Origin of the sequence: Streptomyces sp. C (assembly GCF_000158895.1) — a bacterium.
Classification (GTDB): domain Bacteria; phylum Actinomycetota; class Actinomycetes; order Streptomycetales; family Streptomycetaceae; genus Streptomyces; species Streptomyces racemochromogenes.
Genome location: NZ_GG657750.1, coordinates 284,729 through 298,877, shown reverse-complemented (window position 1 = coordinate 298,877; position 14,149 = coordinate 284,729). Strand labels below are relative to the sequence as shown.

Below are 14,149 nucleotides of genomic sequence, written 5' to 3'. Positions count from 1 at the left end.
GAACCGGCCCGCGCGACCGTCGCCCCCGACGGGTCCACGACCACCACCGCGGCCCCGTACAGCTCGGCGTACCGGCCGATCTCCGCCGACAGCTCCGCCCGGTCGGCGGCCGTACCCGTCCGGTCGGCGAGGTCCGCGAAGCGCACGGCCTCCGAACGCCGTTGCAGCAGCAGGTGCTCGGTCCGCCCGCGCGCGTACGCGTCGGCCAGGGGGACGCACAGCAGCAGCGCGGCCGCCCCCATGAGCACCATCAGCACCGCGAGGAGCCTGCGCCTCACGCGCCGGAGCCCCGGTCCGGACACCCGGCGGCGGAGCCCAACTGGTAGCCGAACCCGCGCACCGTGCGGACGAGCCCCGACCGGCCCGTCTTCGCCCGGATCCCCGCGACGTGCACGTCCAGCGAACGGGACGCGGCCAGGAAGGCGTCGCCCCAGATCCGGTCCAGGATCTCCTCCCGGGAGTGCACCTCGCCGGGCCGCGCCGCCAGGAAGGCCAGCACGTCGAACTCCCGCCGCGTCAGCCGGACCTCGGCGCCGGCCACCGTGACGGTACGGCCCGCCGGGTCCACTTCGACGTCCCCGCTGCGCACCGGCCCGCCGGCGTACCGCGCGGGCTCGGCCGCCGTGCGCCCGCCCGACCGGCGCCGCACGCTGTCGATCCGCGCCATCAGCTCGGCCATCCGGAACGGCTTGACCACGTAGTCGTCGGCGCCCGCCCGCAGCCCCTGCACCACGTCACGCTCCTCGCACCGCGCCGTCACCACGATCAGCGGCGCGTCGCAGACCGTGCGCAGGCGGCGCAGCAGCTCCAGCCCGTCGAGATCGGGCAGCCCCAGGTCGAGCAGGACGAACTCGGCCTCGCGGACGTGCCGCAGGGCGTCCGCCGCCCGCGCCGCCCGGCGGACCGTGTGCCCGCGCTGGGCGAGGGCCGTGCCGAGGGCCCGGGCCATGCGGTCGTCGTCCTCGACGAGCAGTGCGTGCATCGGGCCCTCCGGACGGGTTCACGCGTTCACGGCTTCACGGGTTGACGGGTTCAGGGGTTCAACGGGCGGCCCCGGCACCGGCCTTCGCCGACGCGGCGCCACCCCCGGCCGCGCCCGCCCCGGCCGCCTCGGCCCGGCTCAGCGCCGCGTTCCGGGTGTCCGGCATCAGGACGTAGGTCACCAGCGAGACCAGCGCGCAGCCGGACACGTACCAGAAGAACATCTTCTCGTGGCCGCCGCTCTTGAACCACAGGGCCACGTACTCGGCCGTGCCGCCGAACAGCGCGTTGGCGATCGCGTACGGCAGCGCCACGCCCAGGGCGCGCACCCGGGTCGGGAACAGCTCGGCCTTCACCGCCGCGTTGATCGAGGTGTAGCCGGTCACGATCACCAGGGCGAGCAGGGACAGACCCAGCGCCGACCAGTACGAGTCCGCCGAACCGAGGGCCGTCATGATCGGGTACGTGCCCAGCGTGCAGCCCACCGCGAAGGTGATCAGCAGCGGGCGGCGGCCGATCCGGTCGGACAGCATCCCGGCGAAGGGCTGGAGCACGGCGAAGAGGGCGAGGGCGGTGAAACTCACCAGCGTGGCCGTGGTCTTGGGCAGGCCGGCGCTGCCGACCAGGTACTTGGTGAGGTACGTGGTGTACGTGTAGTACGCGACGGTCCCGCCGAGGGTCAGCGCCATCACCAGGCCGGCCTGCCGCCGGTGCTGCCACAACGCCTTCAGCGAGCCGCGCGCACCGGCGTCGTGGGCACCCTCCTCGGAGGACTCCTCCTTGAACGCGTCGGTCTCCTGGAGCCGCCGCCGCAGCCAGAACACCACCACCGCGAACAGGGCCCCCAGGACGAACGGGATCCGCCACCCCCAGCTCGACAGCTGGGCCGCGGTCAGCGTGTGCTGCATCGTGATCAGGATGCCGAGGCCCAGCAGCTGCCCGCAGGTCATCGAGACGTACTGGAAGGACGAGCCCAGCCCGCGCCTGTCGCGGGCCGATGCCTCGGTGAGGTACGTGGCGCTGGCCGCGTACTCGCCGCCGATGCTGAGCCCCTGGAGCAGGCGCGCCAGCAGCAGCACCAGGGCGCCGAAGTACCCGGCCTGGCCGTACGTCGGCGCGACGGCGATCATCAAGGCCGCCACCGACATCATGGTGACGGTGAGGGTGAGCGCGCTCTTGCGCCCGTGCCGGTCCGCGGCCCGGCCCAGGATCCACCCGCCGACGGGGCGCATCAGGAAGCCCACCGCGAAGATGCCCGCCGTGTTCAGCAGCTGGGTGGTCGGGTTGTCGCCGGGGAAGAAGGAGTCGGCGAAGTAGATCGCGAAGCTCGCGTAGACGAACCAGTCGTACCACTCCACGAGGTTGCCGAGGGATCCGCCGATCAGGGCGAGGCGGCGCCTGGCGCGCTCCTCCCGGTGCGGCGACCCGGACGTGACGGCGGACGAGGACATGGCGGCTCCAGACGGAAGTCCCTGATGGGAGGGGTAACAGCCCCGGACGAGGGGGTGCCCAGAGCATGGATCGGGTGCCGGACCCGGACAAGGCCCGGCACCGAGATCTAACGTTCCGCTAAGGAACCCGCGCGCCCGCCCCGTCAGCCGGCCGGCGCCGTCGTCATCGGGGTGTTCCAGCCGGAGACCCGCAGGGTCGGGGGCGCGTCGTGGAGGTCGGCCGTGCGGTAGGTCGCCGTCAGCGTCGCCGATTCGCCCGGCCACAGGGTGACCTGGTTGTCGCTCCAGCGGACGGGCAGTACCGGCGCGCCCGCCGCGCCCAGCAGGTGCACGTCGGTGAGCAGGGCCGGGGCGCTCCCCGTCCCGGTGTGGCGTACGGTCACCGTCGTCGTCGACACCCCCTGGCCGTCGGCCGTCGTGGAGGCCGTCGCCGCCACGGCCGACCGCGGCATCGAGTTCAGCCCCTTGAGGTCGGCGTACGCGGTGGTCGGCGTGTGGTACCAGGTGCTGCCGGAGTAGTCGAGCACGTCGGCCCGGGTCGAGAGCCAGTAGACGTTGCGGCTCACCTCCCGCCCGTCGGCGCCGGTGAGCAGCAGCCGCGCCAGGTGGGTGGTGGCGAGGCCCGGGACGGACGCCGGCAGGGTCAGCGCGGTCGTGCTCGCTCCGCCGCCCGCCACGTCCAGGCCCGTCACCGTCCGGTCGTACCGCTGCGTGCCGTCGGGGTCGAAGAGCGTCACCCGCGCGGTCAGGCCCGAGGCCCCGGACGCGCGGCTGTTGACGACCGACACGGCCCGGTTGTCGTACCCGTACTGGATGTGCAGCGGCTCGTTCGCCTTCTTCGCCCCGAAGTAGGCCCCGCCCTGGTCGAGGTAGCGGTCCACCAGCTGCCAGTGCAGCGACGTCCAGCCGCTGTTGAACATCCAGTACACGACCCCCGTCGACGGCGCCGAGGCGTCCTTCGCGTTGCGGGCGTACGCCTCGAACTGCGCCCGCACGGCCTCGTACTGGGCGAGCTGGGCCTTGCGCACGTAGTCCTCCAGGCCCGTCGGTGGGCCGTAACGGCCCGCCAGGGCCGCGTCGTACAGCCTGAGCGTCGAGAACGTGGACGAGGGCGAGCGGTGGTACTGGGCCGCCGACGGGTCCTTCCACAGGCTCTCCAGCTCCGCCGGCGACATCATCCGGCGCAGGGTGTCCAGGGTCGGCACGTCCGGGCCGGCGCTGGTCTCGGAGTTGAAGCCGCTCGCCCCGCCCTCCCGCTTGGCGTACCAGTAGCCCGGCGGGACCCAGTCGTAGGGCCCGGTCATCTTCATCCCGGAGCGCCCGGTGACCGGTGAGGACCGGGCGGATGCCGAGGGGACCACCGGGGCCGTCCAGTCGGCGGCCGCCAGCGCGTCGAGGTAGCCCTGCTCGATCGTCCGGTTCGGGGCGAAGTCGCTGCCGATCAGGAAGGACGCCACGCTGGGGTGGTGGCGCAGCCGTGCGGCCTCGGCGGCCATGGAGGCCTTGGCGACCGGGTAGTCGGCGCTCTCCCACCGCTCCCCGGCCTCCGAGCCGTTGACCTCCCCCTCCCACTTGTCGCAGCACTCCCATCCGGGCAGGGTGAGGATCCCGTACCGGTCGGCGAGGTCGAAGAACTCGTCGGGCTCGATGTGGCCCTCCAGGCGCAGCGCGTTCAGCCCGAGGTCGACGGCGTACTTCAGGCGGTCCTCCGCGTACCGGGTGTCCCAGCGCAGGAACTCGTCGGGGGACCAGCCGCCGCCCCGGATCAGCAGCGGGCGCCCGTTCACCACGTACTGGCGTGCTCCGTCGGCGTTCAGCGGTGCCCGCACGTCGCGGATGCCGAAGGACTGGTGCGCGGTGTCGGAGGGCAGGCCGTCCACCGTCGCGGTCAGGTCGAGGGAGTACAGCGGCTGTTCGCCCATCGCGGCGGGCCACCACACGCGGGGCGACTCCAGCCGCAGCGCCGGCTGGTCGGCGGGGGAGAAGACCACGGTGCGGCTCTCGTGCGGGGCGAGGGTGACGCTGCGGCTGACGGAGGCCGGGCCGACGGTGCCCGCGACCGTGGTGGTGACGGCGGCCGCCGAGTCGTTGCGCACCCGGGCCTTGACGGTCAGCTCGGCCGAGGACATCGAGGGCAGCGCCAGGGAGGTCACCACGTGCGCGTCGCGCAGGGCGACCGGGCCGCTCCGGCGTACGGTGACGTCGCGGACGATCCCCATGTTCTCGTCGGGCGGCGGCTGCAGCCAGTCGAGCCAGCCCATCGTGAGGCGCTCGCGCGGGTCGTTGGGCTGGATCCGGAACGCGACCGTATTGGTGCCCGCCCTGACCAGGTCGGTGACGTCGAGTTCGTGCCGGGTGTAGGTGCCGGTGACGGTGGCCGTGTCGGCGATCCGGCGGCCGTTGACGTAGACGTCGGCGGCGGAGATCACCCCGCTGAAGTCCAGGTACGTACGGGTTTTCGTGTCGGCGACGAGGAAGTCGGACCGGTACCACCACGGCACGGTGAAGTCCTCGGCCGGGATCCGCTTCTGGTGGGTGGAGTAGAAGGGGTCGGGGTGGACCCCGGCCGCGAGGAGGGCCGCGAGCACGGTGGACCGGGGGCCGGCGGGGTACCAGCCCGTCGCGGCGTAACCGGGGCTGGACACGGCGGCGGCGGTGTCCGCGACCTTCGCCGCCGACTGGATCGCGTACCCGGCCAGGGCCGTCGAGGTCCCCGGCGCCGCCGCGACGGCGGTCGCCCGCGGTGCGGCCGCCGACGCGGGCGCGGGCGGGGGCGCGGGTGCGGGCGCCGCGGGGGAGGCCCCGGCGTCCAGGACGAAGACATGGGAGCCGGCGGCGAAGGCGGCGGTCCGGGCGTACGCGGAAGCGGTGCCGATGCGGCAACGGAGGATCCTCCCGTGGGACGAGAACTGCGGGTGAGGGGATTTCCGCGCAGGAGTCTGTCACGAGCCCGGCGCCCGGACCCGGCACGCCGGCCCCCGTCCGGCGCGGCGCGCGGGGCGGCGAAGGCGCGCCCGGGCGGCGCGGCGGCTCCGCGGCCGCCCGACGCGTGAGCCCGGCCGGCTGACGGCCGGGGCCCCCGGCGGCCGCCCGGTGTGTGAGCCGGCCGGTGGATGCGGCGGGGACGGGCGGCGGCGGCGCCCCCGGGGCATGATGGCGGGGTGAGCCCGCCCCCGGCCGCCGGCGGCCCGGCCGCCGGGGTCCCGCAGATCCTGGACGTCGCCCCCACGCCCCGGACCGCCGTCGTGTGGCTCCCGCCGCCCGGGCTGTGGCCGCCCATCCAGGACGTCCGGGCGGAGCACGACCCCCAGATCCGCCGCTGGCCGCCGCACGTGAACCTGCTCTTCGGCTTCGTGCCGGAGGAGGACTTCCCGGCGGCCGTACCGCTGCTGGCGGGGGCCGCGGCCCGCTGCGCACCCTTCACCGTCCGCCTCGGCGGCGTGCACGCCTTCCGCCACCGGGCGTACGCCACCGTGTGGCTCGACCCCGCGGCGGCGGGCGAACGCCCCTGGACGGCGCTCCAGGAGACCCTGGCGGAGCCCTTCCCCCGGTGCCGGGGGCGGTTCCCGCACTTCACCCCGCACCTGTCGCTCGGCCGCACCCGCGACCCGCGCCGGCTGGTCCCGGAGTGCGCCGCCCGCCTGGGCGGCATGTCCGCCCGGGTCGACGAGGTGGTGCTGCTCTGCCGCCGCGGCGAGGGGCCGATGCGTTCCCGCGTCACGATCGCCCTCGGCACGGGGGAGACGGCCTGGCGGGACGCCTGAGCGTCCGGGTCAGCCCGGCCCGGACGCCAGCAGCCGGGTGCGGAACAGGTCGAGGACGGTGTCCAGGGCCTGCCGCGTGGGCTGTCCCGGCTCGTCGACCAGGTGCTCCGTCAGGACGGAGTGCGGGGGCAGTGCGGCCCCGGGGTTCGCCGCGGCGTCGTCCAGCTCCACGGCGACGAACGCGTCGCCCAGCTCGCGGCGCAGGTGTGCGAACCGGTCGCCGGGCACCAGCCGGTCGCCCCGGAAGCGCAGGCCGAGCACCTGGAGGCCCTCGCGCTCGCAGCGTCCGCGCACGACCGCCAGGTCCTCGGGGGAGATGTCGATGCGGCCCGCCCGGCCGGGGGTGAGGGCCAGCGGCAGCGACGGCTGGGACAGCACCGGGGCGAGCAGGCGCGGGTCGGTGGCCATGGCCAGCGCGAACCCGCCGGTCAGGCACATCCCGACGGCGCCGACCCCGGGACCGCCGCAGCGTTCGTGTTCGGCCGCGGCGAGCGCCCGGAGCCACGACACCACCTTTGACGTGCGCCCGGTGGCCAGCAGCGTGAACTCCCGGCTCACGCACACCCGCAGCATGGTCGATGCCACGTAACCGGCGGTCTTCGGCCGGCCCGCGCTACGGGGATCCGCGTCCCGGCCGGGTTCGCCGAAGAGCACCGGCAGCACGGCGGTACAGCCCGCCTCCGCCACCCGTTCGGCGAACTCCAGGACCTTGGGCGTGATGCCCGGGATCTCCGCGATGACGATCACCGCCGGGCCCGAGCCCCGGCGCAGCAGCCTCCGGGTGGTGCCGTCGTGCGTGAACGTGCCCCTGGTGAAGCCGGTCAGGTCGTGATCTGCCACGGGTCCCGCGTTCCCTCCGGTCGAATCCTCTTGGGCGGCCACCAAGTTACCGGTACGTAAGGGCGTGCGGTCAACGGACCCCCCCGCCCGGCACAAGATCATCCGCGTGCAGAATGGCCCGTATGTCGATGACAAACCTGCCGAAGACGGCCACCGTTGACGATGCCCCGTCGATCAGCCGTGCCCTGGCCCGCGCCTTCCACGACGACCCGATGATGAACTGGTTCTTCCCCGCGGAGGACTCGCGCGAGGAGAACCTGACGCGGTACTTCAGCACCATCTACACGCGCCAGTACGTCCTGCACGGCGTGTGCGAGCGCACCGACGCGGCGGCCGCCTTCTGGGTGTCGCCGGAGGGCCACGAGAAGTCCGTCCCCGACGCGGAGACCATCCGGGAGCTCACGGAGATCCTCGGTGACCGGGCCCACCTGTTCCGCGACGCCGTCGAGCTGGCCGCCCGGCACGCGCCGCAGGAGCCGCACTGGTACCTGGCGCTGATCGGCGCGGACCCGGCCGGCCAGGGCCGGGGCCACGGGTCCGCGCTGCTGCGCTCGGGCCTGGCCAAGGCCGACGCGGCGGGCCTGCCCGTCTACCTGGAGTCCTCCAAGCCGTCCAACCTGCCCGTCTACGAGCACTTCGGCTTCGAGGTCCTGGGCGAGGTGGAGCTCCCGGGCGGCGGCCCGACCCTCTGGGCCATGCGCCGCGCACCCCGCACCGCGTAGCACCGCTGTTCCCGGCCCTCCGGCCGGTCGACCCGCCGGGGCTCCGCCCAGCCGATTCCGGAACGGCGCGCCGCGTCCCGCAACGGATCCACCGCCGCCGCCCGGCTCCGGCGCCCGCTGCGGGTGCGGGGCGCGGCCGGATGCGGAAAGCTGGGCAGTGCCGCGGCAGCGGCGGGACGGACCGGCGAGGAGGGGCGGATGGACGCCATGGAAGCTTCGCGAGGGACCCGGACCGTACGGGTACGCCGGCACGGGGTGCGCAGGGCGGCGCTGCTGGGCGCGCTCGCGGCCCTCGCGGCTGCCGCCGTCCCGGCCTCCGCCGCCCGCACCCCTGATGCCCCGGCCCCGCTCGTCGTGGCCGACTGCTTCGACAAGCCCCAGGTCCGCCCCGAGGAGTACCTGCTGGCCTGCGGCGACGGCAACAACAGGCTCGTCGCGCTGCGCTGGGAGAGCTGGGGCCCGGGCACCGCGACCGCCACCGGCACCGACATGGTCAACGACTGCCGCCCCTACTGCGCGGCCGGGCGCTTCCGCGCCTACCCGGTGACGGTGACCCTGAGCAAGCCGCAGCCCTGGCCCGGGCACCCCGACGTCCGCCGCTTCACCACGATCCGGCTTCTCTACACCGACACGGCGCCCCACCCGGTCCCCAAGGACGTGACGTACAAGCTCGTGTACTGAGCCCCCGGACGTGCCCCGGACGTGCCCGGACGTGTGAAGGGCCGGCCCGGCGCCCCGAAGGCGCCGGGCCGGCCCGTTGCGTCGTTCCGCCCGCCGGGGTCAGTCCGTGCCGAACTCCATCGCGGCGCGGTCCAGCATCTGCTCGTCGGCGGAGACCTCGCCGCGCGAGGCGATCGCCTCGGCGCCGCCCTCCGGCATCTCCGGCATGGTGCCGATCAGCCCGGTCGCGGCCGCCTGGGCGGCGCCGACGGAGGGGCTGCCGGTCCCGATCAGGCCGAGGACGGCGTACTGCTCCAGCTTGGCGCGGGAGTCGGCGATGTCCAGGTTGCGCATGGTGAGCTGGCCGATCCGGTCCACCGGGCCGAAGGCCGAGTCCTCGGTGCGCTCCATGGAGAGCTTGTCCGGGTGGTAGCTGAAGGCCGGGCCCCGGGTGTCGAGGATCGAGTAGTCCTCGCCGCGCCGCAGCCGCAGGGTCACCTCGCCGGTGACGGCCGCGCCGACCCACCGCTGGAGGGACTCCCGGACCATCAGGGCCTGCGGGTCCAGCCAGCGGCCCTCGTACATGAGCCGGCCGAGGCGGCGGCCCTCGTTGTGGTACTGGGCCAGGGTGTCCTCGTTGTGGATGGCGTTGACCAGGCGCTCGTACGCGGCGTGCAGCAGGGCCATGCCCGGCGCCTCGTAGATGCCGCGGCTCTTGGCCTCGATGATCCGGTTCTCGATCTGGTCCGACATGCCCATGCCGTGGCGGCCGCCGATGGCGTTGGCCTCCATGACCAGGTCCACGGCGGAGGCGAACTCCTTGCCGTTGATCGTGACGGGGCGGCCCTGGTTGAAGCCGATCGTCACGTCCTCGGTGGCGATCTCGACGGAAGGGTCCCAGAACCGCACGCCCATGATCGGGTCGACGGTCTCCACGCCGGTGTCCAGGTGCTCCAGGGTCTTTGCCTCGTGGGTGGCGCCCCAGATGTTGGCGTCGGTGGAGTACGCCTTCTCGGTGCTGTCGCGGTAGGGGAGGTCGTGGGCCAGCAGCCACTCCGACATCTCCTTGCGGCCGCCCAGCTCGGTCACGAAGTCCGCGTCGAGCCACGGCTTGTAGATCCGCAGGTGCGGGTTGGCGAGGAGGCCGTAGCGGTAGAACCGCTCGATGTCGTTGCCCTTGAAGGTGGAGCCGTCGCCCCAGATCTGGACGTCGTCCTCCAGCATGGCCCGGACCAGCAGGGTGCCGGTCACGGCGCGGCCGAGCGGAGTGGTGTTGAAGTAGGCGCGCCCGCCCGAGCGGATGTGGAACGCGCCGCAGGTCAGCGCGGCCAGGCCCTCCTCGACCAGTGCCGCTCGGCAGTCGACCAGGCGGGCGATCTCGGCGCCGTAGGTCTTCGCACGGCCGGGCACCGAGGCGATGTCGGGCTCGTCGTACTGGCCGATGTCGGCGGTGTAGGTGCACGGGACGGCACCCTTGTCGCGCATCCACGCGACCGCGACGGAGGTGTCGAGGCCGCCCGAGAAGGCGATGCCGACGCGCTCGCCGGCGGGAAGGGAGGTGAGGACCTTAGACATAGGAAGATTATGCATGCCGCCGCATGGTCATGCAATTCGGCATCGCATCTGCATCGCATCCGGCTCGCATCGGCTCGGCTGCCGGACCGATGGAGCCGCCGGGTGGAGCCCCCGTCAGTTCCCGCCGCCGAACGCCCAGGACTCGATGTCCCGGTAGTGGATCGGCCCCGGGCCCCGGCCGATGTTGCTGCCGACCAGGTGCAGGCGCTCCGTCTCCCACTCCCGCCCGCGGAAGGCGGCGAGCCCGGCGGCGGCCTCCAGGGCGGCCGACGGGTCGCCGCGCCGGGCCCGGGCCAGCGTGAGGTGGGGGCGCAGCGGCCGGTCCGGGAAGCCGATGCCGCACTCCTTGACCGCCGCGCGCACCTCGGAGGCCAGGACGTGCAGCTCCGTCGGCTCCCCGGCTATCCCGCTCCACAGGACCCGCTCGTCGAAGTGCCCGCCGCCCCGCAGGGACAGGCGTAGGGGCCGCCGGGCCGCCGCCAGCTCCGCGAGCCGGGGCCGCAGCGGCGGAACGGCCGCGACCGGCAGCTCGCCGAGGAACGCCAGGGTGATGTGCCAGTCCTCGATGCGGTTCCACCGCATGCGCGGGTGCGCCTCGTACGCGGGGGCGAGTGCCCGCTCCAGCTCCTCCTTCGCCTCGTCGGGCGGGGCGAGGGCGATGAAGACGCGGACGGTCGTGGCCTGGGTGTGTTCCTTCACGTACGCCTTCGTACCGCCTCCCGGCCTCCCGGTCACCTTCCGCCCCGTCAGGTCGGCCCGAAGTCCCGCCGGGTCTTCTATCTCCAATCCCGGTTGTTCCTAGAATGGGGGAATGGAGGACCTCGATGCGATCGCGGTGCTGCAGGACCCCGTGCGGCGCCGGCGGGAGAGTACGTGGTGGCGCAGGGCCGCGAGGTCTCCCGGAAGGAGGCCGCCGAGGCGGCCGGGGTGGCGCGGACCCTCGCCGCGCACCATCTGGACAAGCTGACCGGTGCCGGTCTGCTGGAGAGCGGCAGCCGCCGGCTGACCGGCCGCTCGGGGCCGGGGGCGGGCCGGCCCGCCAAGGTGTACACGCGGGCCCGGACCGAGTGGTCGGTGTCGCTGCCCGCCCGTGACTACCTCACGGCCGCCGAGCTGCTGGCCGAGGCCGCGGAGGGGGCGGGGCTGGACGCCGGGCTCTGCGCCGCGGCGCGCCGCCGCGGTGAGGCCCTGCGGGGTCCGGGGGCGCCCTGCGGCGGGCTCGACGAGGCGATGGCGGTACTGGCCGCCCGCGGTTACGAGCCGCACCTGGAGGGGGGTCGGGGGGAGGGCGGTGGCGAGCCGCCCGTCGTCCGCATGCGCAACTGCCCCTTCCATGCCGTCGCCGAGCGCTTCCCGCCGCTCGTCTGCGGCATGAACCTCGCCCTGCTGGAGGGGCTGATCGGCACGGACGGCCCGGTCCGCGCCCGGATGGACGCCCGCCCGGGGGAGTGCTGCGTGGTGGTCGAGGATTCTAAAAACAATATGGATTGACATAGAAATGGGCGCCGTGCTGGGATGAGGCCATGACCGCATCCCCGCACGCCCCCGCCGCCGTCCACCTGGCCCAGCTCAACGTCGCGAGGCTCCGCCACCCCCTCGAAGATCCGCGCCTGGCCCCGTTCGTCGAGATGCTCGGCCCGGTCAACTCGGCGGCCGACGGGGCGCCCGGATTCGTGTGGCGGCTCACGGAGGAGGGGGAGGGCGACGCCACCGCCATGCGCCCCCTGGGCGAGGACGTGATCGTCAACATGTCCGTGTGGGAGAGCCGGGAGGCGCTGTGGGACTTCACCTACCGCAGCGGGCACCTGGAGGTGATGCGGCGGCGCCGCGACTGGTTCGAACGGCACGTCGAGGCGCACATGGTCCTCTGGTGGGTCCCCGCCGGCCATGTCCCGGGCGTCGCGGAGGCCCTGGAGCGACTGGCCGACCTCAGGGCGCACGGCCCGTCCCCGCGCGCGTTCACCTTCACCTCCTTCCGTGCCGCCTCGGCCGCGGCGGTGCCGTCCGGGGCCTCGGACACTCCGGCATGACGCCCGTCCGGGGCGTCCGCGGGCGACGCATCGCATAGGTCGGCCATCGACATGTGCCGGTCGCCGAGCTGTCGTCGGAGCCGTGAACGATCAAGCTCTGCGCGAGCCGACCCTGCTCGTCCTCACCGCGATCGCCGACGCCCCGCGGCACGGGTACGCGATCGCCCGGGAGGTCGAGAAGATCTGGGAAGGCCGCACGAAGATGCGTACCGGAACGCTGTACGGGGCCCTGGAGCGGCTCCTCGAACAGCGGCTCATCGCCGTCCACGACGAGGAGGTGGTCGAGGGCCGCAGGCGGCGCAGCCACGCCCTCGCCCCCCTTTTCGGCCGCGAGGTCCTCGCCGCCGAGGCGGCCCGGATCGCCCGCACCGCCCAGGAGGCCACCCGCCGACTCGGCCCCGGCGCGCCGACCGCGGCCGGCCTGCTCGGCTCCTCCGACGGGACGGTGACGGCACGACCGCCCTGCTGAGGCTCTACCCGGCCGGTTTCCGGCGGGAGTTCGGCGACGAGATCGCCATGGCGTACCACGAGGCCACCCGGGACGCGGGCCGGGCGGCCCGGGTGCGGGAGGCGCTGGACGTCACCGGGCACGCGCTGCGGATGCGGATGCGGCCCGGACTCGGCTCGGCGGGCCGCCGCGGCCGGCTCCTGGCGGCGGTGGCGCCGTTCGCCACCGTCGCGGTGGGCGCGAGCGCGCTCTGGTGGGCCGGATCGACGGTCCCGGCCGCCAGGGCCGCCTGGCTGCCGACGGAGGTGGCGCTGCCGTTCCTGCTGCCGGCGGCGGCCCACTTCGTGATGGTGCTGGGCGCCGCGGTCACCCTGGCCGGCCGCTGGAGCGCGGGCACTTGGACCGTGCTGGCCGGCTGCGCGGCGACGACCGTGGCCGACCTCGTGCGGGGTGCCGGCCTTGAGGGTGTGCTCCTCATCAGGTCCCCGCTGTTCCTCGACGCGCTCGTGGCCTGCTCCGCCCGGCGGACCTCCGCCCGCAGCCGCGCGTCCGCACGGCGGCCGGGCTGGGTGCCGTGGTGCTGTGGGCGACCGTGCTGACCGGCGTGCTCAGCATGGGCGCGCTCGCCGGACGCGGGGCTCCGCTTCGCCGTACCGGCGGCAGCCGGACTGGCCCTGGCCGGACGGCCCGCGTTCGCCCGGCTGCGCACGGCGCCCGCCGTGCTCCTCGCGGCCCTGCCCCTCGCCGTCCTCGGCACGTCGTTCTGGACGCGCGGCGCCTACACGGGCCCCGTCCTGCCCGTCCTGCTCCTCGCGGCGGCGGCCGCGGTGGCCGTCCGCCGCCGCAGGGGCGGGGACCCGCTGGGCGGTTCCTGACACCGCGCACCGTACGGTGTACGGCGGAACGCCGCACGACCGGCGGCGGCCGACGGGAGCGACGGGGGAAACGTGTTGGCGGTGATCTACCGGTGGCGGCTGCGACCGGGCAGGGAAGAGCAGGGCCGCGAGGGCTGGCACCGGGTGACGGAGGCGATCCTGCGGGACTGCGGCAGCTACGGCTCGCGGCTCCACCGCGCGGACGACGGCACCTGGGTCGCGTACGCCCGCTGGCCCGACGAGGAGTCCCGCGCGCGCTGCGCGGTGCCCGACCCGGAGGGCGTCGCGATGATGGCGGGAGCGATCGAGGAGCGGATGCCGGAGACGCGGCTCAGCCTCGTCGACGACCTCCTCGCAGAGCCGTACGTCCCGGCGGCGGCCGCCAAGCCGCCGACGCGGTCAGCACACTGACCGCGCATCAGCCGTAGGCAGGGGCGGGGCCCGCGGACCGGAGCGCCACCGACCCGGCCGACGGGCGCCACCCCCGCTCGCCGCTCGGCCGAGCGGGGACCCCTCCGCTTTCCCCCGCGCCGACGCCCGGCACACCGAGGGCACGCACCGGCCGCCGCGGGCCCGCCCTCCGGAGCGCCACTTCGCGGGCACCTCGCGGCTGCGATCCCGAGCGGCGGGCGGTGCGGGACGGCCGGGAGCGGTCCGGCGTGCCGGGGCCGGTGGTCTCCTCGGTGCGCCCCGGCCCAGTCCCGCGCTGCCCGGCATGCCGTCGGCACGCGCCGAACGGCTGCGGGCCCGCCCTGCGGGGTGCCACCTCGCGGCTGCGATCCCGAGCGGCGGGCGGTGCGGGA

At 74.7% G+C, this 14,149-nt stretch carries 14 protein-coding genes and 3 pseudogenes; 10 read left to right on the top strand and 7 right to left on the bottom strand.

Annotated features, from left to right (window positions below; genetic code table 11):
- From SSNG_RS41635 to SSNG_RS01580, 4 genes and pseudogenes are all read right to left on the bottom strand, one after another.
- A pseudogene (locus SSNG_RS41635) lies at positions 1 to 278 on the bottom strand (sensor histidine kinase); the annotation flags it as partial.
- A complete protein-coding gene (locus SSNG_RS01590) occupies positions 275 to 982 on the bottom strand; it encodes a response regulator transcription factor (protein WP_007262030.1) in 708 nt (235 codons plus the stop codon). The gene SSNG_RS01590 and the pseudogene SSNG_RS41635, both read right to left, overlap by 4 nt.
- A gap of 58 nt (positions 983 to 1,040) precedes the next feature.
- Complete coding sequence (locus SSNG_RS01585; protein WP_050779511.1) at positions 1,041 to 2,432, bottom strand: MFS transporter; 1,392 nt, start codon at positions 2,430 to 2,432, stop codon at positions 1,041 to 1,043.
- A gap of 143 nt (positions 2,433 to 2,575) precedes the next feature.
- Positions 2,576 to 5,161: pseudogene (locus tag SSNG_RS01580) on the bottom strand (exo-beta-D-glucosaminidase); the annotation flags it as partial.
- Between SSNG_RS01580 and SSNG_RS43350 the strand changes: the two are divergent.
- A complete protein-coding gene (locus tag SSNG_RS43350; RefSeq protein WP_241694966.1) occupies positions 5,088 to 5,351 on the top strand; it encodes a hypothetical protein in 264 nt (87 codons plus the stop codon). The pseudogene SSNG_RS01580 and the gene SSNG_RS43350 sit on opposite strands and share 74 nt — an antisense overlap.
- Positions 5,352 to 5,593: 242 nt before the next feature.
- Positions 5,594 to 6,196 carry a 2'-5' RNA ligase family protein gene (locus SSNG_RS01575; protein WP_007262027.1) on the top strand — a complete coding sequence of 201 codons (603 nt, stop codon included), beginning with the start codon at positions 5,594 to 5,596 and terminating at the stop codon, positions 6,194 to 6,196.
- 9 nt (positions 6,197 to 6,205) lie between these two features.
- On the opposite strand, the gene SSNG_RS01570 is transcribed toward SSNG_RS01575, so the two are convergent.
- On the bottom strand, positions 6,206 to 7,036 hold the full coding sequence (locus tag SSNG_RS01570) for a dienelactone hydrolase family protein (RefSeq protein WP_007262026.1): 831 nt from the start codon (positions 7,034 to 7,036) through the stop codon (positions 6,206 to 6,208).
- A 113-nt stretch (positions 7,037 to 7,149) separates the two neighbouring features.
- Here SSNG_RS01570 and SSNG_RS01565 point away from each other — a divergent pair, with 113 nt between their 5' ends.
- Together SSNG_RS01565 and SSNG_RS01560 are read left to right on the top strand one after the other, a co-directional pair.
- On the top strand, positions 7,150 to 7,758 hold the full coding sequence (locus SSNG_RS01565) for a GNAT family N-acetyltransferase (protein WP_007262025.1): 609 nt from the start codon (positions 7,150 to 7,152) through the stop codon (positions 7,756 to 7,758).
- Between the two features lie 198 nt (positions 7,759 to 7,956).
- Positions 7,957 to 8,439, top strand: coding sequence for a hypothetical protein (locus SSNG_RS01560; protein WP_347232438.1), 483 nt, complete (start codon positions 7,957 to 7,959; stop codon positions 8,437 to 8,439).
- A gap of 99 nt (positions 8,440 to 8,538) precedes the next feature.
- Here SSNG_RS01560 and argG read toward each other — a convergent pair whose 3' ends face one another.
- Both argG and thpR read right to left on the bottom strand, forming a co-directional pair.
- Positions 8,539 to 9,993: an argininosuccinate synthase gene (gene argG / locus SSNG_RS01555; RefSeq protein ID WP_007262023.1), complete on the bottom strand. Its 1,455-nt coding sequence runs from the start codon at positions 9,991 to 9,993 to the stop codon at positions 8,539 to 8,541.
- Positions 9,994 to 10,107: 114 nt separating this feature from the next.
- A complete protein-coding gene (thpR, locus tag SSNG_RS01550; RefSeq protein ID WP_007262022.1) occupies positions 10,108 to 10,692 on the bottom strand; it encodes an RNA 2',3'-cyclic phosphodiesterase in 585 nt (194 codons plus the stop codon).
- A 112-nt stretch (positions 10,693 to 10,804) separates the two neighbouring features.
- Between thpR and SSNG_RS01545 the strand changes: the two are divergent.
- From SSNG_RS01545 to SSNG_RS01525, 6 genes and pseudogenes are all read left to right on the top strand, one after another.
- A pseudogene (locus SSNG_RS01545) lies at positions 10,805 to 11,484 on the top strand (transcriptional regulator).
- Positions 11,485 to 11,516: 32 nt separating this feature from the next.
- A complete protein-coding gene (locus SSNG_RS01540; RefSeq protein WP_007262020.1) occupies positions 11,517 to 12,023 on the top strand; it encodes a DUF3291 domain-containing protein in 507 nt (168 codons plus the stop codon).
- An 82-nt stretch (positions 12,024 to 12,105) separates the two neighbouring features.
- A complete protein-coding gene (locus tag SSNG_RS01535; RefSeq protein WP_007262019.1) occupies positions 12,106 to 12,492 on the top strand; it encodes a PadR family transcriptional regulator in 387 nt (128 codons plus the stop codon).
- 47 nt (positions 12,493 to 12,539) lie between these two features.
- Positions 12,540 to 13,070 (top strand): hypothetical protein, encoded by a 531-nt coding sequence (locus tag SSNG_RS38975; RefSeq protein WP_007262018.1) that lies wholly within the window; start codon positions 12,540 to 12,542, stop codon positions 13,068 to 13,070.
- Between the two features lie 120 nt (positions 13,071 to 13,190).
- A complete protein-coding gene (locus SSNG_RS41630) occupies positions 13,191 to 13,346 on the top strand; it encodes a hypothetical protein (protein WP_007262017.1) in 156 nt (51 codons plus the stop codon).
- Between the two features lie 81 nt (positions 13,347 to 13,427).
- The gene (locus tag SSNG_RS01525; protein WP_007262016.1) at positions 13,428 to 13,757 is read left to right on the top strand and encodes a hypothetical protein; all 330 of its coding nucleotides are present in this window, start codon (positions 13,428 to 13,430) and stop codon (positions 13,755 to 13,757) included.
- Positions 13,758 to 14,149: the final 392 nt, after the last annotated feature.